Here is a 15,500-nt window from a genome sequence, read left to right as displayed (position 1 = left end):
TCGATCAGGCAGCCGAGCCGACTTGGACGCCAAGCAGGTCTAACGCGTTGTCGCGCATGATCTTTCGCACGTCGGACTCGCTGAAGCCTTTCAGCTCCTCGGCAAACGACACCGGCGATTCGAGGCCCTCTCCGTGCGGCCAGTCGGAACCGAACAGAATCTTGTCGACGCCGACGGCCGCGGCCAGCTCCGGCAGGTCGTCCTCGTAGTAGGGGGCGATCCACACGTTGTTGCGCAACTGCTGCACCGGGTCTTCGGGGAAGAACTGGGGTTGGGTGTTCGCCGCCTTCTTCAAACGCTTGATCAGCCGGTGCACGAAGTAGGAGCCGTTCTCGATGCTGACCGCCTTGAGTTTCGGATGACGGGTGAACACCCCGTGCACGATCATCGAGGCCATCGTGTCGTGGATGGCCCGGTCGTCGAGAAGAACCTGATCCAGCGGATCCTTGCCCCCGAAGCCCTCGAACGTCGCCTTGCCGCCCCACGCCGCCGCGATGTGCAGATAGCCGCTGTCGGACAGGTGGAATCCCACGGGCACCCCTGCCTCGGCCAGCCGGGCCCACACCGGGTCGTGGCTGGGATCGCCCAGCGACCGCGGCTTGACCAGGCCGGGCACCGGCGCGGGCCGCACCAGCACCAGCTTGGCGCCGCGCGCCAACACGAACTCGACCTCTTCGACTGCCTTGGCCGGGTCGGCCAGCGAAATGATCGGCGCGGCAATGATTCGGCGATCGGGCCGGTCGAAGCCCCAGTCCTCGTCGAGCCACAGATTGAACGCATGCACTGACGCCATCGTTGCCTCGATGTCATGTTTGAGCGCCTCCTCGACCCCGCATCCAAAGGTCGGCAGCATGAACACCGTCTCGATGTCCTGGATGTCCATCACCGTGATCCGGGCGTCGCGGTTCTGATACTCGGGATGGTCAGCCAACCGTTCGACCTTCATCAGCGAGGCCGGGTCGACGCCTTCAGGAATCTCGCCGCGGAACAACAGGTCTAGGCAGCCGGGCACGATGATCGGGTCGAAGGTGGGGTTGGGAATGAAATGGTTCACGCGATCCCCGATCACGGCCAAGGTCCGCTTGCCCTCATTGACCATCTGGACGCCGCGCCGTTTGAACTTCTTGTCCAGGTGGCGGGTGAACGAGTCCAGCGGCTCGTAGTAGTGATTGTCAACGTCGATCGCCTGGTAACCCAAGTCAGCCATGATCATCCTTTCCGCCATACCGGCGAACACTAAGCGTCGGTCGAATCGAGCGATGGGAATTGCGGCGGCCGCTTCTCGAGAAAACTCGTGATGCCCTCGATCACGTCTGGGCGCGGCATGGCCTCGTGCAACAGAACTTCGGCGAGCGAATTGGCCTGTTCGACGTCGCGGGTCGAGTCGCCGTAGACCTGCCTCTTGATCACCGCCATCGACGCCGGGGAGCAATTCGCGGCGATGTCCTCGGCATAGGCCAGGGCGCGCTTCATCAGACTGTCCGGCGCGACAACCTCTTTCACGAGGCCCAGCTCGGCCGCCTCCTCGGCGAGGAAGGTCCGCCCGCTCAGCAACAGATCGAGAGCCACGCCCCAGTTGGTCAGCCGCGGCAGTATCCAGGAAATCCCGAACTCCGCGATCAGACCGCGGCGCGCGAACACGGCGCCGAACTTCGCGCCGGCGGCCGCGAACCGCACATCGCACATCAGCGCCTGGGTCAGCCCGATGCCGACGCACGCACCGTTGATGGCCGCGATGACGGGCTTGCGCAGCGTCGTGACGAAGTGGGGCGGGCGCTCCCCGACCAGGTCGGCCAGGTTCGTCTGACCCGCCTTCTCCATCGTCTCGCCGTAGCTGGGTGCCGAACTCGGCGCGCCCAAATACGCGCCGGCACAAAAACCCCGGCCGCTGCCGGTCAACACGATGGCCCGGACGGCCGGGTCCCGTTCGGCGCGGTCGATCGCCGTGTAGAACCCGGCGGCGATGTCGGGGCCCCAGGCGTTGAGGCGATCGGGGCGGTTGAACGTCAGAATTACAACACCGGTTTCAGTGGTCTCATAAAGCACCGCCTCATCGGTGACCACATGGTCGGCGGCGCTCATCGGACCGTCCCCTCATAGCTGACCAACAGGCAAGTTAGTACCCATACTGTATACCTATCGGTACTGCATTCTACAACCGGCGCCATCCGGGTGTGAAACCCCGACTAAACTGCGATTTTCAGGTGCCGAAGCGTCGCTCCAGCCACCCATGAATCGACTGCCCTGCGGACGATGAATTTGACGGCGCCGTAACCGAACGCCTGCAACTCTTTTTTGCCGCGCCAACCGCCATCGACGTGGCAAGACTTAAATCTTGTGGTGTGGGACACGTCGCAGCCACGTTTGCTTCGGCCACGCGATCGGGAAACCCAGAACAAGCCAGCCGACAATGGGAGGTAGATGTAATGGTTGACGTCAAGAGCGGCCCGATCGAACTCGTTCGAGGCATCGTCGAAGATGCCCTGGGTAAGACCAAGCAGGTCATCGGGATCATCATCGGCAACGACGGCCTGGTGAAAGAGGGTAAGGCTCAGCAGGACAAGGCGGAAGCGCAGCGTAACGCTGGGAAAAAGGAAGCCGCCGCTGAGAAGGCCCGCGGCAAGGCCAAGGCCTACGAGGAGCGTGAGCGGGCCGAGCAGAAGTAAACGTCCAGCCAAACGAGACGGGCCCGGTCACCGACCGGGCCCGCTTCGCTGGGTAACCTCTATTGCAAGACAGTTTCGAGCAGGCCCAGGCGCTGGTAAGCGCTTTCGATCTGGGCTCTCGCCTCGGCGGGCAGCTCGGCCTGCGGGGGCCGGGAGTGCGGGTACGCACCGATGGGCAGGCCAAGCAGCGACGCCGCGTGCTTGAATGCGCCGCCCCAGTGGGTGAAGTAATCCGCTCGCCCCGGGTAACACGTCCACCAGGATCCGATGTCGAGATCGAACTGGTCCAAGCCGGACTCGCGGCCGTAGTCCATGGCCTCGACGAGTTTGTCGTTGCGCACCAAATCCCAGTATTCGGAGAACAATCGCCGCGTGGGGGTTTCGAAAAGGTAGCCGGCGGTTCCCAATTGCGCCGGACATACGATCCCGTCGCGCAGCCAACCCGCCCGGTACACCGTCTTGTCGCATTCCCACACCGCCAGACCGGGCGCCAGTTCGTGCAGCATCCGGCTGCCCGCCGGCCGGAAAGCGCCCTCCTTCGTGGCACACACCGCGGGAACCTCGTGGTATATCCGGGCGCTTTCGGCCGGCGTCAGCACGTAACCCGACGACGGAGAATTGAACATGCCTAGTGCGATATCCGTGCGCGCGGCAACGTATTTGAAGAAGCGCAGTACGCCGTCGCCGCCGTGCGCCTCCATCATCGGCGTTTGGATGTAGGCGATGTCGGCGCCCGCCTGCTGGGCGTGCAGCGTCAAGTCCACACAGTCCTTGGCCGACATGGCCGCCGTGCAGGCCTGCACCACCACGCCGGGATTGATGCCGCGCGCCTCCTCGACGGCCACCTCCAGTAGCCGTTTGCGCTCGTCCAGGGTCAGCGACCAGAACTCGGCGATTCCGCTGGTGCACCACAACATCGGATGCCCGAGATCACCCACGCAGTAGCGCACCAGCGTCCGGTAGGCGTCCCAGTCGATGTCATCGCCGTCGGTGCCGCAGAACGGGGTGTAGAGGGAGTCACCGATCCCCCGCAATGCGCCGGGCGCCCACGCTCGTGCCTCTGCTGCCGTAGCCATGGTCGACTCCTTTTGTCTGCCAATCGATTTCTTGAATCCGCGATCAGGTGAAGTCTGAGCCGCCGTCGACGTTGATGTTGGCTCCGGTCATGTAGGAGTTGCGTCGCGAGGCGAGGAACGCGGCGACCGGGCCGATTTCGTCCGGCAGGCCCGCACGCGGCATGTGCGCGGGATGGCCGAAATGCTTGGCGATGGCCTCCATCAGGGCGTAGGGGTCGTTGCCGTCGACCCCCACCGACTTCGCCCAGCCGACCAGGGATTCCGACGCGATGCTGCCGGGCGATACCACGTTGACCAGGATCTCGTCCTTGGCCAGCAACAGGGACAGGTTCTTCGACACGCTGGTCAGCATCGCCTTCGCCGCCGTGTAGGCCGGCAGCATGACGCTTTGCCGCTGAGTCGAGTGCGCCGAGAAGGTGACGATCCGGGCCCATTGCGCCTTGCGCAGCAGCGGCAGCGCGGCACGCACGCAGCGCACCATCCCCAGCACGCCGTCTTCGACGGACTCGCGCCACTGGTCGTCGGTCAGGTCTTCGAACGTGCCCGCTGCGCCCGGCCCCACCGTGACAACCAGAGCGTTGAGTTCGCCGTCCCATCGCTGCGCGAGCTCGCCGAACACCGCGCCGACCGCATCGTCGTCCCCGATGTCGGCGGTCAGTCCGACCGCATCCGGGCTACCGCGTTGCGTGAGATCGGTCACCGCCGCATCGAGGGCATTCCGGCTACGCGCGACGACCGCCACCCGAGCGCCTTCGTCGGCGAAGCAGCGTGCCGTCGCCAATCCCATCCCGCGGCTACCGCCGACTACCACCGCAGCGGCATTCGCCAGCCCTAGATCCATGACTTAAGCCGTAGCTCTAGTCCAGTCATTTTCGGCTGTCCAGCCGGTTTACCAAAAAGCCTACGATAGGTATTACAGTAGCAGAGGAAGAATGCGACACGAAGGCGTATACGCAGGTCAGATCAGAAGTGCCGGTAAATTCGATATTACCGGCAGCACGGCTGGCAGACCGCATGCACGAAACAGATTTTGATGGAGGTGCCCGTAGTGGCAAAGCAGGCAACCGCCGATAAGCGCCAGCGACGCGAACGCGGGTCCATCAACCCCGATGACATCATCAGTGGCGCATTTGAACTCGCGGAGCAGGTGTCGATCGACAACCTGAGCATGCCGCTGCTTGGCAAACATCTCGGTGTCGGGGTGACGAGCATCTACTGGTACTTCCGCAAGAAGGACGACCTCCTCAACGCGATGACCGACCGCGCCCTGAGCAAGTACGTTTTCGCCACTCCCTATGTCGAGGCCAGCGACTGGCGCGAGACGTTAGCCAACCACGCGCGGTTGATGCGTAAGACGTTCATGGGCAACCCAATTCTGTGCGACCTGATTCTGATTCGGGCGGCGCTTTCCCCGAAGGCGGCGCGGCTGGGTGCTCAGGAAATGGAAAAAGCGGTCTCCAATCTGGTGCAGGCGGGCCTGTCTCCAGAGGACGCGTTCGACACCTACTCGGCGGTTTCGGTTCACGTGCGCGGGTCGGTGGTGCTGCAACGGCTCTACGAGAAGAACCAGTCGTCGGACGTCGGCCCCCGGGCCATCGAAGACGCCGTGTCGATCGACCCGGAAAAGACCCCGCTCCTCGCCCAGGTGACCCAGATAGGTCACCGCATCGGCGCGCCCGATGAGACCAATTTCGAGTACGGCCTGACCTGCATTCTCGACCACGCCGGCCGGCTCATCGACGAGAGCAAGGGGTCAAAGGGCAGCAAAGCGGCGTCGTCACGACAGCGCAAGCCGGCTAAGTCGGCTACTGCCCGGAGCCGGACCAAGGCGGCAGCGGCCCGCTGACCTGACCCGAAATCAATTGTCAGCCTTCGGGTTCCGGTACGTGGAAGTGCTCGTCGCGTAACCGAAAAGCCTCCCTGGCGCCGTGCTGCGCACGGGTTTTGACGAAGTTGAATTCGTCCGGCCCGAATTGCAGGTTGGTGCCGAAGGCGTGGAACAGATAGCTGGCGACCTCTTCGCCCTGGTACGCCTGGCTCTGTTCGACCAGGCGGAATGCCTCCTTGGCGATCACGACCCCGTCGGCGGGCATCTTCGCCGCCTTTTCGGCCCAATATCGCGCCCGGGCCGTCACCGCGCCGGGCGCACAGGTGTCGGTGAAGATTCCGAGGTGTTCGATCTCGGCGGCCTCGATGATGTCGCCGGTCAGCAGCAGGCGCCGGGCCAGCACCGGCCCGAGTCGGTGGAAGAACATGTGCAGGCTGCCGAGCGCGGGCCCGAGGAAACGGGTTGCCGGCATGCCGATCTTGGTGTCGCGCGCGATGACCGAGATGTCGGCCATCAACGCCATCTCGAAGCCGCCGCCGAGGGCGTAGCCGGCGATCTCCCCCACCGTCACCTTCGGGAAGCCCATGAAATTGTGATAGAAGCCAAAAGATTTGCGGTCCACGGTAAGTCGCCGGCGCTGGCTGGGGCGACGCTTGGCCGCCCGGTCATCGCCGGCCGGCTGGTTCTGCGGCGCGGAGGCGCCGTACCAGCCGTAGGCATTGTTCATGTCGGCGCCGGTGGAAAAGACCCCCTCGGCACCGCGCAGTAACACCACCGTCAGGTCGTCGTCCTCGGCCGCCCGGTCCAGACACCGGGCGAGGGCCTCACGCATCGACGCGTCATACGAGTTCCGTTGCTTGGGATTGTTCAGCGTGATGGTCGCGATGTGCCGATCGGGATCGACATCGAAGAGCACCCGATCGTCTGAGCTGCTCGAGGGGGTCATGTATCGGACTCCTTTCGGCGCCTGCCGAATCGCGATCCGGCAAGCTTCTCCGGCCGTGACGCCAACGTGTCGACCTCGCCGGTACACAGGACTTCGTCGTCGAGCAACAGCCGCCCGGTCGACGTGATGCCGCGTTCACCCTCGGAGCGGGTGATGTCGAATCGCAGCTCGGTCAGCACCGGCGTCGGCCGCCGGAAGGTCACCACCAGGGATCGGGTTTTGCCGGACAGGCCGGTGACACAGTTGTGGTGCTGGATGACGCAGTCGAAGAAGACGCCCAGGAATCCGCCGTGCACCAACCCCGGCGGCCCCTCGTACACCAGCGGGAACTCGACACTGCCCGTTGCGGTCTCGCCATCGAGTCGGTCGAAGCGGTATTCGGGAAAGCACGGGTTGTACGCACCGATGTCGGTTGCGTGGTTGAGGTAGACGCGGCGGGGATCGTCGGGCAGTTCGCCGATGCGCGGCGCGTTGTCCGTCGGCGCCGCGGCCGACAGCTCGGCCTCCCACTCGGCGAACTTCTGCAACATGGCGTCGACCGCGCGGTGCGGGTGCTCGAGGGAGACCAGCAGCGAGCTCAGGCGCCGCATGGCGGCAGCCGCGGCGACGGTCTGGGCAAGCGGCGCCTCGCCGAACCTGGCGCCGCCGTTGCTCGTCGACGCGGGCGCGGCATGCCCCTCCGACAATGTCATCAGCGCCCCTCCTCCTCATCGCTGCGCTCTGCATCGTCACCGGCGCGGCCATGGTTCTCTCTTTCACCCGGGTTGTTTCGCAGGCAGCGTATCCTTGCTAACTTATACAGCGTATCAATCGTATTGCCTACTGTATGGGTAACCGTATCGGCGAGGAAAGGCCGGATTCGACGGTGAGTCAAGGGGCCGGCACGGCCGGTGCCGAGGGTTCGGTAACAGTGCACCGCGACGGTGCGGTGTTACTGATGACGATCGACCGCCCATCCCAGCGTAATTCGTTGACGCAGTTGATGATCGGGTCCCTGGTCGAGACGCTCACCGATGCCGCCGCCGACGATTCGCTGCGAGCCGTCCACATCCGCGGCGCGGGCGACGACTTCTGTGCCGGCGCCGACTGGGTGGCCGCCAACAATCCGGGCGGGCGGCGTCCCCGCACCGGTGACCTGGTGCGACGGATCCCCCACGTCGCTCACCGGGTGATCGAGCTCGTCGCGACCATCCAGTTGCCAGTGGTGTGCAGCGTGCGGGGCTGGGCCGTGGGCTTCGGCTGCAACCTCGCGCTGGCCGCCGACTTCACCGTGGCCGCCGACGATGCGGTGTTCTGGGAGCCCTTCATCGACCGCGGGTTCAGCCCGGACTCCGGATCCACCTGGCTGCTGCCCCGGCTCGTCGGCCTGGCACGGGCCAGGCGCATGCTGCTGCTCGGCGAGAAGGTGAGCGCGGCGGACGCGGCCGATTGGGGCTTGATCCACCAGGCGGTAAATGGCCCCGACCTCGACCACGCCGCCGAGAAGCTGGTGCGCCGACTGGCCTCCGGTCCGACGGCGGCACTCGGCCTGGCCAAACAGGCCCTGAACTTCGGCCAGCACGCAACGCTGAGCCAATCGCTGACCCAGGAGCTGTTCAACCTGGAATTATCCTGCCGAACAAGCGATTTCAAGGAGGGCTTGGGTGCCTTCCGGCAGCGACGCCCACCGAAGTTCGATGGCCGATGATCGAAGGGATGATCAATGCCCACTGATTCGTTCGACACGATCAAGTACGAAGTCGACGGGCACACCGCGACCCTCACCCTGAACCGCCCGGATGCCCTCAATGCGCTCAGCCCGCACATGATCACCGAGCTGCGAGCCGCTTATGACGAGGCCGAGAACGACGACAGCGTATGGCTGACCATCGTGACCGGCACCGGCCGCGCGTTCTGCACCGGCGCCGATGTCAAAGAGATTCCCGAAGACGGCAAGGTGGTCTACGAGCGGCCGTACCTGTCGACGCACGACCAATGGGAGGCGCCACAGGAGGGCACGCCGCCGTTCCGCACCATGGCCAAGCCCGTGCTGACCGCCGTGAACGGCATCTGCTGTGGCGCCGGGATGGACTGGGTCACCACGACCGACATCGTCATCGCTTCCGAGCAGGCGACCTTCTTCGATCCACACGTCAGCATCGGGCTGGTGGCCGGCCGGGAACTGGTGCGGGTGTCTCGGGTGTTGCCCCGCTCGATCGCGCTGCGAATGGCTTTGATGGGCAAGCACGAGCGGATGAGCGCACAACGCGCCTACGAGCTCGGGCTGATCAGCGAGATCGTCGAACACGACAACCTGCTGGAACGGGCGCACGAGATCGCCGACATCGTCAATTCCAATGCGCCGCTGGCTGTTCGGGGTACCCGACTGGCAATCCTCAAGGGCCTGAACGTGCCGCTGCACGAGGCCGAGATCATGGCCGAGACCTTCCGGGAGCGGGTGCTGCGCACCGAGGACGCCGCCGAAGGCCCGAAAGCCTTTGCGGAAAAGCGCGAACCGAATTGGCAATGCCGATGAGTTTTGAAACCATCCTGCTCGAGGTCGACGCGACCGACCACGTCGCCACCATCACGCTGAATCGCCCCGATCAGCTGAACGCGTTCAACCGCACCATGTGCGAGGAGATGGCCCGCGCCTGGCGCACGGTCAAACTCGACGAGTCGGTGCATGCGGTGGTGCTGCGCGCTGCCGGCGACCGGGCGTTCAGCGCCGGGCTTGACATCAAGACACCGTACGGCCAGCCCGAAAACATCTGGAACCACGAGGATCCCGGTGAGCTGCTGAGCCCCAAGTGGCAAAAGATGTGGAAGCCCGTAGTCTGCGCGGTCCAGGGAATGTGCACCGCGGGCGCGTTCTACTTCGTCAACGAGTCCGACGTGGTCATCTGCGCAGAAGACGCCACGTTCTTCGACTCTCACGTGTCGGCGGGCCTGGTCTGCGCATTGGAACCGATCGGCCTGATGCGGCGGATCGGACTGGGCGAGACTCTGCGCATCGCCCTGATGGGCAACGACGAACGGGTCAGCGCCGACACAGCGCTGCGGATCGGGCTGGTCTCCGAGGTCGTCGCCGCCGACCAGCTGTGGAACCGCGCCCACGAGATCGCCGCGACCATCGCCGCCAAGCCGCCGACCGCGACAGCGGGTACCGTCAAAGCGATTTGGGAGTCGCTAGACAAGCCGTACCGCGCCGCGATGGAGCAGAACCTGATCTACACCCGGCTGGGCAACCCGCTGGGCAGCGCCGAGCTGGGCGCTCAGAGCGATTCCCAAGCCCGGGGCTCCGCGCGCACACCGAAGATTCGCTGATGTCGCGTCACCCGCTGGTTCAACGCATTGCCGACGTACTCGACCTAGAGCCCGACGCGCACGCCATCGAGTATGGCGGCCAATGGATCTCGTGGGCTCAGCTCACCGCATCGGCACAACGCATCGGCGCTGTGACCGCCGGAGCCGAGGTTGGGATGCTGTTGCGCAACCGGCCGGGACACGTGGCCGCGTTCCTGGGCGTGCTGCTGGGCGGCGGAACGGTCGTGGTCATCAACCCCTCTCGCGGCGACGAGCGCACCAAGGCCGACATCACGAGACTGCGGCTTCCCGTGGTCGTCGGCGAGCCAGACGATTTGACGACGCTGGTCGCCGCAGGGGCGCCGACGGTCGCGATTTCGGGACTGCTGGACGACGCCGAGATGTCACCGCCCCCCGCCGGCGACGCCGCTTCGCCGTCCGGCGTCGCGGTGCGCATGCTGACCAGCGGTACGACGGGCCCGCCCAAGCGAATCGATCTGGGCTACGACATGCTGGCGCGCAGCGTGATGGGGCCGGATCCCGAACAGGCTGCGCCGCCTCAAGAGCTGCGCCGCGGCATCGCGATCGTGAACTCGCCGCTGGTGCATATCGGCGGCGTGTTCCGGGTGCTGCAATGCATCGCCGAGGCGCGACCATTCGTGCTGCTGGAACGATTCGAGCTCAACGCTTGGGCCGCGGCGGTGCGCAGGCATCGGCCCCGCGCGGCGTCGCTGGTGCCGGCCGCCCTGCGCACCGTGTTGCACTCCGACGTTCCGCGCGCCGACCTGGAAAGCCTGCGGGCCGTCACCTGCGGGACGGCGCCGCTGTCGGCCGAGGATGCCGACGCCTTCACCGAGAAGTACGGCGTTCCGGTGTTGACCTCCTATGCGGCAACCGAATTCGGCGGTGGGGTGGCGGGCTGGACCCTTGCCGATTACCAGCGGTACTGGCAGACCAAACGAGGCAGCGTCGGTCGGGCCAATCCGGGCGCCCAGCTCAGGGTGGTCGCCGAGGACGGAACCCCCTTGGGCCCAGGTGAAGTCGGCCTGCTCGAGGCCAAGCCGGGCCAGCTGGGGCCTGCCGCGCAATGGATGCGGACCACGGATATGGCGCGGATCGACGCCGACGGCTTCCTCTGGATCGTCGGCCGCGCCGACCAGGCGATCATCCGCGGCGGTTTCAAGGTGATGCCCGACGACGTTCGCACGGCACTGGAGAGCCACCCCGCGGTGGCCGGCGCGGCCGTGATCGCCCGACCCGACGAGCGGCTCGGGGAAACACCGATCGCCATGGTTGAGCTACGCGAACGGGCCGACGCCGATGCCGAAGCGCTGGTGGAGTATCTGCGCGAGCGGCTGGCCCGCTACGAGATACCCACCGAAATCGCGATCGTCGACACCATCCCCCGAACACCATCGGGGAAGGCCGATCTCGATGCGATTCGGGGCTTCTTCCGCGAGCCCGCGGTGCAGCGCGACCATGCCCGTTGATCCGTTGACGATCGCCGAGCTTCTGCGGCGGCAAGCCCGTTTACGCGGCGATCACCCGCTTCTGGTCTGCGATGCCGATCGGATCAGCTACGCCGAGGCCGATGTCCGGTCGGCGGGACTCGCGCGCGGTCTGATTGGCCTCGGCGCCGGCAAGGGAACCCATGTGGGGCTGCTCTATCCGAACGGGCCCGAGTTCGTCGTCGGGATGCTGGCCGCGGCGCGAATCGGTGCCGTGGTGATCCCGTTTTCCACCTTCGTCACCGCCCGCGAGCTACGCGAGCAACTGGTCGACGGCGATGTGGAAATCCTATTGACTGCCCCATCGTTTCGCTCTCACGATTACGTGCAACGACTGTCCGAAATCTGCACCGGCGCCGATCTCGGTTCCCGATTGTTCTGTGCCGCAGTACCGCAGCTGCGCCACGTCGCGATCACTCACCAGCCGGTGTACCGGCTGGCCGACACCGTCGAACCCGCACTCTCGACGGCACTGGAAGATGACGTCGCGGAAGGTGATCCGCTGGCGATCGTGTACACGTCGGGCTCCACCAGCGCCCCCAAGGGAGTGGTGCACACGCACGGCAGCCTCCTCGCGCATCAGCGCAACCTCAACCGAATCCGCGGCTTGGCGGCCAACGACAGGCTGTTCTGCAATTCGCCGTTCTTCTGGATCGGCGGGCTCGCGTTCGGCCTGCTCGCGACTTTGATGGCCGGATCGACCTTGGTGTGTTCCAACGCCACCGATGCGGAGGCGATACTCGACCTGTTGGAAGCCGAAAAACCAACTATTACAAACGGATTCGCGGCCGCAATCGCCCACCTGGCCGACCACCCGACCTTCCCCCGACGCGACCTGTCATCGATGCGGCGCGGCAACCTGTACCCGATCATGGCTCCCGACGCCCGCCCGGCCGACCCGGAACTGCGGCACAACATGCTGGGCATGACCGAGGCCGGCAGCGTGGTGCTGATCGGTGATGACGAATCCGACCAACCCGAGCACCGGCGCGGCTCGTTCGGCAAGCCGGCACCGGGATTCGAGACCAAAGTCATCGATCCCGACACCGCGACCGTCGTGCCGATCGGCGAGGTCGGCGAACTGTGCCTTCGCGGGCCGTACCTGATGCAGCGCTACTACAAACGCAGCCGGGAAGAGTGTTTCGATGCCGACGGCTGGTTCCACAGCGGCGATTTGGTGCGCATCGATGCCGACGGATTCGTCTATTTCGTCGGCCGGCGCAGCGCGATGATCAAAACGGCGGGCGCCAATGTCTCGGCGGCCGAAGTGGAAAAGACCATCAGCAGGGTCACCGACGGGGCGCCGGCTTATGTGATCGGCATTCCCGACGCCCGACGCGGGCAGGCCGTCGCCGCGGTGGTCGTACAGCCCTACGGTGCCGCGGATTTCGACGAAGCCGCACTAGTCGCGCGGCTCGAAACGGAACTGTCCGCGTACAAGATTCCCAAGCGGTTCATCGCCCTGCGCGGTGCCGAGGTTCCCCTGCTGTCCAGTGGCAAGGTCGACATGCGGCGACTCGAAGAGCTCTTCGATGTCTAGCACCATCGACCAGCTGGTGCGACTGCGGGCCGACCACGACGGTGACACGCCGATGGTGATCGATCCCACCTCCCGGACCAGTTACCGCGAACTCGACTCCACCACAAAGGATCTGGCCGCGGTCTTCATCGAGGCGGGCGTGTGCAAGGGCACCCGGGTGGGACTCATCATGCCCAACAGCACCCGCTGGGTGCGGGTCTCCATCGCGCTGACCCGTATCGGCGCGGTGCTGGTACCACTGAGCACCCTGCTGACGGCCGCAGAGCTGGGCGCGCAGCTGCGGGTGGCCGCGGTGCAGTTCGTGGTCAGCGTCGAGGAGTTCCGCGGCCACCGCTACCTCGACGACCTCGCGACGATGCAGAGAACCGAACTTCCCGCTTTACGGCAGGTTTGGCCGGCCGACCGGCTCGATACCGCCGTCGCGAGCGAACAGGCCCGCAACATCGTCGACCCCATGACGGCGACGGTCACGCCCGCCGACCCGTTGGTGATCATGTTCACCTCGGGCAGCAGCGGATCACCCAAGGGAGTCATCCATTCGCACGGCAACGCGTTGGGCGCCGTGCGGTCGGGCCTCGCGGCGCGGTGCATCAACGCCGAGACCCGCCTGTATCTGCCGATGCCGTTTTTCTGGGTGGGCGGCTTGGGCAGCGGAATACTCTCGGCCCTGCTGGCCGGCGCCACGCTGGTGACCGAAGAAATCCCCCGGCCAGAAACGACCCTGAAACTGCTGGAAGACGAACGGGTCACGCTGTTCCGGGGCTGGCCGGACCAGGCCGAGACCTTGGCGCGGCACGCCGGCGAGGTCGGCGCGGACCTGTCGGCCCTACAGGCGGGAAGCCTGCAGGCCCTGCTGCCGCCCGAGCAGCGCGCCCGACCCGGCGCGCGCGCCACGTTGTTCGGCATGACCGAGGCCTTCGGCCCGTACTGCGGCTACCCCGCCGATACCGACATGCCCGCGTCGGCGTGGGGCAGCTGCGGAAAACCGTTCCGCGGCATGGAGCTTCGCATCGTCGATACCGACAGCGGCGCGCCCGTGGCGGCGGGCGCCACGGGGATGATCCAGCTCCGCGGACCGCACACGCTGCGCGGCATCTGCGGGCGCACCCGCGAGGACCTGTTCACCGCCGACGGCTTCTACCCCACCGGTGACCTCGGCCACCTCGACGACGAGGGATTCCTGTTCTACCACGGGCGATCCGACAACATGTTCAAAGTCAGCGGCGCGACCGTCTACCCCGGTGAGGTCGAGAGCGCCCTGCGCGCGATCGACGGCGTCGACAACGCCTTCGTCACCAATGTTCCTGGCGCTGCGGGCGATCGGGTGGGCGCGGCGGTGGTGTGCCGTACGCTGAGTGCCGAGCAGCTGCGCGGCTCCGCCCGAACCCTGCTGAGCCCCTTCAAGGTCCCGACGGTGTGGCTGCTGCTGGACGCCGACGACGACGTGCCGCGCGGCGGCACCGGAAAGGTCGACATCCGTCGATTGCGCGAGATGTTGTCAGACCGGGCTCAGGGGACCCGCGTCCAGGGCTGACAGTTCTGCGACTCGAAGGCCTTCACCGCTGAGTTGATGTTCGCGAACATCGGGCCGATCGAGGTATTCGTCTGCAGTACGTGGTCCTTGTTCGCGTCCGGTGTGCTGTAGGTGAACCACGAGCACATCGAGCCCTGGGTCGGCACGTTGTTGATCCACACTCCGAACGCCGACCCCGACCCGCTCGTGTGGTAGAGGCCCGGCGCGATGTCGGGCCCGACGACGAAGAAACCGTTGCCGGGTATGGGGTCGAGCAGGTCGGCGTGAGCCGGTGGCGCGAACGCGATTGCCGAAACGCAGGCTACGAAAACTGCCGATGCGCGAAGCGGTGGGGACATTCTTCCTCGCTGTGCTCGGTTGCCCCCTTGCGTTGCAGCGTATGCCTAGGTGCGCATGAGCGACAAGAGTTCCTCCCGGGGCGGCTTCACGCGGACGTTTGGCCGCCCCCGTCGGCCACCACCCCGCGGGCGACGAGGTGATCGATAAGCGGCACCGCGCCTGCGGCAAGGTGTTCCGACATCGCCGCGCGGGCGAGCTGGTCGTCGTGTTTTTTCAGCGCGGACAGGATCCGCCGGTGGTCGTGCATCGATTGCTCGGGCCAGCCCTCGATGGCGGGAAACACCGATTCGGGGGCGTAACGGGTGATCTGCGACATCAGCTGAGCGAGCTTGGGCGAATCCGCCGCGACATTGATGGCGCGGTGAAATTCGTGATTCAGCCGCACGGTGCGTTCGTGTTCATCGTCGGCATAGGCGTCCTCCAGCTGCGCCTGGATCTCCTTGAGCTCGTGCAGTTGGTCATCGGTGATGTTGAGCGCCGCCCGCGCGGCCAACTCACCGCCCACGTGCGCCTGCACGTTCGCCACATCGGTGACGTCACGTCCGGTGACCGGCAGCACCACGAAACCCCGACGCGGCTGCTGGTTGATCAGGCCTTCGGCGCACAGCGCGAACAGCGCCTCACGCACCGGTGTGACACTGATTCCCAACTCCGCGGCCAATTGGTCCAACCGGACGTACGATCCGGCGGCGTACGCCCCATCGAATATCCGCCCGCGGATGATCCGCGCGACGTCCTCGGAAAGTTGAGGCCGCGCAGCGAATTCCGGAACGCTCAT

16 protein-coding genes are annotated in these 15,500 nt (G+C 65.8%); 8 read left to right on the top strand and 8 right to left on the bottom strand.

Features of this window, described 5'->3' with window-relative positions:
- Positions 1-4 precede the first annotated feature (4 nt).
- Together B8W69_RS06790 and B8W69_RS06785 are read right to left on the bottom strand one after the other, a co-directional pair.
- Entirely contained in the window at positions 5-1,207 is a 1,203-nt protein-coding gene (locus B8W69_RS06790) for an amidohydrolase family protein (RefSeq protein WP_085289213.1), read from the bottom strand.
- Positions 1,208-1,236: 29 nt separating this feature from the next.
- Positions 1,237-2,082, bottom strand: coding sequence for an enoyl-CoA hydratase (locus B8W69_RS06785; RefSeq protein WP_085289138.1), 846 nt, complete (start codon positions 2,080-2,082; stop codon positions 1,237-1,239).
- Between the two features lie 344 nt (positions 2,083-2,426).
- Here B8W69_RS06785 and mbp1 point away from each other — a divergent pair, with 344 nt between their 5' ends.
- Positions 2,427-2,666 (top strand): microaggregate-binding protein 1, encoded by a 240-nt coding sequence (gene mbp1 / locus B8W69_RS06780; RefSeq protein WP_085289137.1) that lies wholly within the window; start codon positions 2,427-2,429, stop codon positions 2,664-2,666.
- A gap of 59 nt (positions 2,667-2,725) precedes the next feature.
- On the opposite strand, the gene B8W69_RS06775 is transcribed toward mbp1, so the two are convergent.
- Both B8W69_RS06775 and B8W69_RS06770 read right to left on the bottom strand, forming a co-directional pair.
- The gene (locus tag B8W69_RS06775; protein ID WP_085289136.1) at positions 2,726-3,742 is read right to left on the bottom strand and encodes a dihydrodipicolinate synthase family protein; all 1,017 of its coding nucleotides are present in this window, start codon (positions 3,740-3,742) and stop codon (positions 2,726-2,728) included.
- A gap of 43 nt (positions 3,743-3,785) precedes the next feature.
- Positions 3,786-4,583: an SDR family NAD(P)-dependent oxidoreductase gene (locus B8W69_RS06770; protein ID WP_085289135.1), complete on the bottom strand. Its 798-nt coding sequence runs from the start codon at positions 4,581-4,583 to the stop codon at positions 3,786-3,788.
- Positions 4,584-4,775: 192 nt separating this feature from the next.
- Between B8W69_RS06770 and B8W69_RS06765 the strand changes: the two genes are divergently transcribed.
- On the top strand, positions 4,776-5,588 hold the full coding sequence (locus B8W69_RS06765; protein ID WP_085289134.1) for a TetR/AcrR family transcriptional regulator: 813 nt from the start codon (positions 4,776-4,778) through the stop codon (positions 5,586-5,588).
- A gap of 19 nt (positions 5,589-5,607) precedes the next feature.
- Here the strand turns inward: B8W69_RS06765 and B8W69_RS06760 are convergent, their stop codons facing one another.
- Entirely contained in the window at positions 5,608-6,516 is a 909-nt protein-coding gene (locus B8W69_RS06760) for an enoyl-CoA hydratase/isomerase family protein (RefSeq protein ID WP_085289133.1), read from the bottom strand.
- Positions 6,513-7,208 carry a hotdog family protein gene (locus B8W69_RS06755; RefSeq protein WP_085289132.1) on the bottom strand — a complete coding sequence of 232 codons (696 nt, stop codon included), beginning with the start codon at positions 7,206-7,208 and terminating at the stop codon, positions 6,513-6,515. Before B8W69_RS06755 ends, B8W69_RS06760 begins: the two co-directional genes overlap by 4 nt.
- Positions 7,209-7,381: 173 nt before the next feature.
- Between B8W69_RS06755 and B8W69_RS06750 the strand changes: the two genes are divergently transcribed.
- Genes B8W69_RS06750 through B8W69_RS06725 form a run of 6 tightly spaced genes read left to right on the top strand, consistent with a single transcriptional unit; the run spans position 7,382 to position 14,383 of the window.
- A complete protein-coding gene (locus B8W69_RS06750) occupies positions 7,382-8,203 on the top strand; it encodes an enoyl-CoA hydratase/isomerase family protein (protein ID WP_085289212.1) in 822 nt (273 codons plus the stop codon).
- Between the two features lie 15 nt (positions 8,204-8,218).
- Positions 8,219-9,031, top strand: coding sequence for an enoyl-CoA hydratase/isomerase family protein (locus B8W69_RS06745; RefSeq protein WP_085289131.1), 813 nt, complete (start codon positions 8,219-8,221; stop codon positions 9,029-9,031).
- A complete protein-coding gene (locus tag B8W69_RS06740) occupies positions 9,022-9,822 on the top strand; it encodes an enoyl-CoA hydratase/isomerase family protein (protein ID WP_181447342.1) in 801 nt (266 codons plus the stop codon). Before B8W69_RS06745 ends, B8W69_RS06740 begins: the two co-directional genes overlap by 10 nt.
- On the top strand, positions 9,822-11,291 hold the full coding sequence (locus B8W69_RS06735) for a class I adenylate-forming enzyme family protein (RefSeq protein WP_085289130.1): 1,470 nt from the start codon (positions 9,822-9,824) through the stop codon (positions 11,289-11,291). The genes B8W69_RS06740 and B8W69_RS06735 overlap by 1 nt, the downstream gene beginning before the upstream one ends.
- The gene (locus tag B8W69_RS06730; protein WP_085289129.1) at positions 11,281-12,849 is read left to right on the top strand and encodes a class I adenylate-forming enzyme family protein; all 1,569 of its coding nucleotides are present in this window, start codon (positions 11,281-11,283) and stop codon (positions 12,847-12,849) included. The genes B8W69_RS06735 and B8W69_RS06730 overlap by 11 nt, the downstream gene beginning before the upstream one ends.
- Positions 12,842-14,383, top strand: a complete 1,542-nt coding sequence (locus B8W69_RS06725; protein WP_085289128.1) for a class I adenylate-forming enzyme family protein — start codon at positions 12,842-12,844, stop codon at positions 14,381-14,383. Before B8W69_RS06730 ends, B8W69_RS06725 begins: the two co-directional genes overlap by 8 nt.
- Here the strand turns inward: B8W69_RS06725 and B8W69_RS06720 are convergent.
- Both B8W69_RS06720 and B8W69_RS06715 read right to left on the bottom strand, forming a co-directional pair.
- Positions 14,359-14,721 carry an Rv1352/Rv1906c domain-containing protein gene (locus tag B8W69_RS06720; protein WP_085289127.1) on the bottom strand — a complete coding sequence of 121 codons (363 nt, stop codon included), beginning with the start codon at positions 14,719-14,721 and terminating at the stop codon, positions 14,359-14,361. The genes B8W69_RS06725 and B8W69_RS06720 overlap by 25 nt on opposite strands.
- An 86-nt stretch (positions 14,722-14,807) precedes the next feature.
- Positions 14,808-15,500 (bottom strand): GntR family transcriptional regulator, encoded by a 693-nt coding sequence (locus tag B8W69_RS06715; RefSeq protein ID WP_085289126.1) that lies wholly within the window; start codon positions 15,498-15,500, stop codon positions 14,808-14,810.

The organism is Mycolicibacterium vulneris (assembly GCF_002104765.1).
Taxonomy (GTDB): domain Bacteria; phylum Actinomycetota; class Actinomycetes; order Mycobacteriales; family Mycobacteriaceae; genus Mycobacterium; species Mycobacterium vulneris.
This window is presented reverse-complemented; position numbering and strand designations above follow the sequence as displayed.

What these genes read in the sequence shown, in the direction of transcription:
- B8W69_RS06755 (WP_085289132.1), bottom strand. Translation starts at nt 7,208, where the DNA reads ATGACATTGTCGGAGGGGCATGCCGCGCCCGCGTCGACGAGCAACGGC.
- B8W69_RS06745 (WP_085289131.1), top strand. Translation starts at nt 8,219, where the DNA reads ATGCCCACTGATTCGTTCGACACGATCAAGTACGAAGTCGACGGGCAC.
- B8W69_RS06775 (WP_085289136.1), bottom strand. Translation starts at nt 3,742, where the DNA reads ATGGCTACGGCAGCAGAGGCACGAGCGTGGGCGCCCGGCGCATTGCGG.
- B8W69_RS06765 (WP_085289134.1), top strand. Translation starts at nt 4,776, where the DNA reads ATGGAGGTGCCCGTAGTGGCAAAGCAGGCAACCGCCGATAAGCGCCAG.
- B8W69_RS06790 (WP_085289213.1), bottom strand. Translation starts at nt 1,207, where the DNA reads ATGGCTGACTTGGGTTACCAGGCGATCGACGTTGACAATCACTACTAC.
- B8W69_RS06740 (WP_181447342.1), top strand. Translation starts at nt 9,022, where the DNA reads ATGCCGATGAGTTTTGAAACCATCCTGCTCGAGGTCGACGCGACCGAC.
- B8W69_RS06735 (WP_085289130.1), top strand. Translation starts at nt 9,822, where the DNA reads ATGTCGCGTCACCCGCTGGTTCAACGCATTGCCGACGTACTCGACCTA.
- mbp1 (WP_085289137.1), top strand. Translation starts at nt 2,427, where the DNA reads ATGGTTGACGTCAAGAGCGGCCCGATCGAACTCGTTCGAGGCATCGTC.
- B8W69_RS06715 (WP_085289126.1), bottom strand. Translation starts at nt 15,500, where the DNA reads ATGAGCGTTCCGGAATTCGCTGCGCGGCCTCAACTTTCCGAGGACGTC.
- B8W69_RS06760 (WP_085289133.1), bottom strand. Translation starts at nt 6,516, where the DNA reads ATGACCCCCTCGAGCAGCTCAGACGATCGGGTGCTCTTCGATGTCGAT.
- B8W69_RS06725 (WP_085289128.1), top strand. Translation starts at nt 12,842, where the DNA reads ATGTCTAGCACCATCGACCAGCTGGTGCGACTGCGGGCCGACCACGAC.
- B8W69_RS06730 (WP_085289129.1), top strand. Translation starts at nt 11,281, where the DNA reads ATGCCCGTTGATCCGTTGACGATCGCCGAGCTTCTGCGGCGGCAAGCC.
- B8W69_RS06785 (WP_085289138.1), bottom strand. Translation starts at nt 2,082, where the DNA reads ATGAGCGCCGCCGACCATGTGGTCACCGATGAGGCGGTGCTTTATGAG.
- B8W69_RS06720 (WP_085289127.1), bottom strand. Translation starts at nt 14,721, where the DNA reads ATGTCCCCACCGCTTCGCGCATCGGCAGTTTTCGTAGCCTGCGTTTCG.
- B8W69_RS06770 (WP_085289135.1), bottom strand. Translation starts at nt 4,583, where the DNA reads ATGGATCTAGGGCTGGCGAATGCCGCTGCGGTGGTAGTCGGCGGTAGC.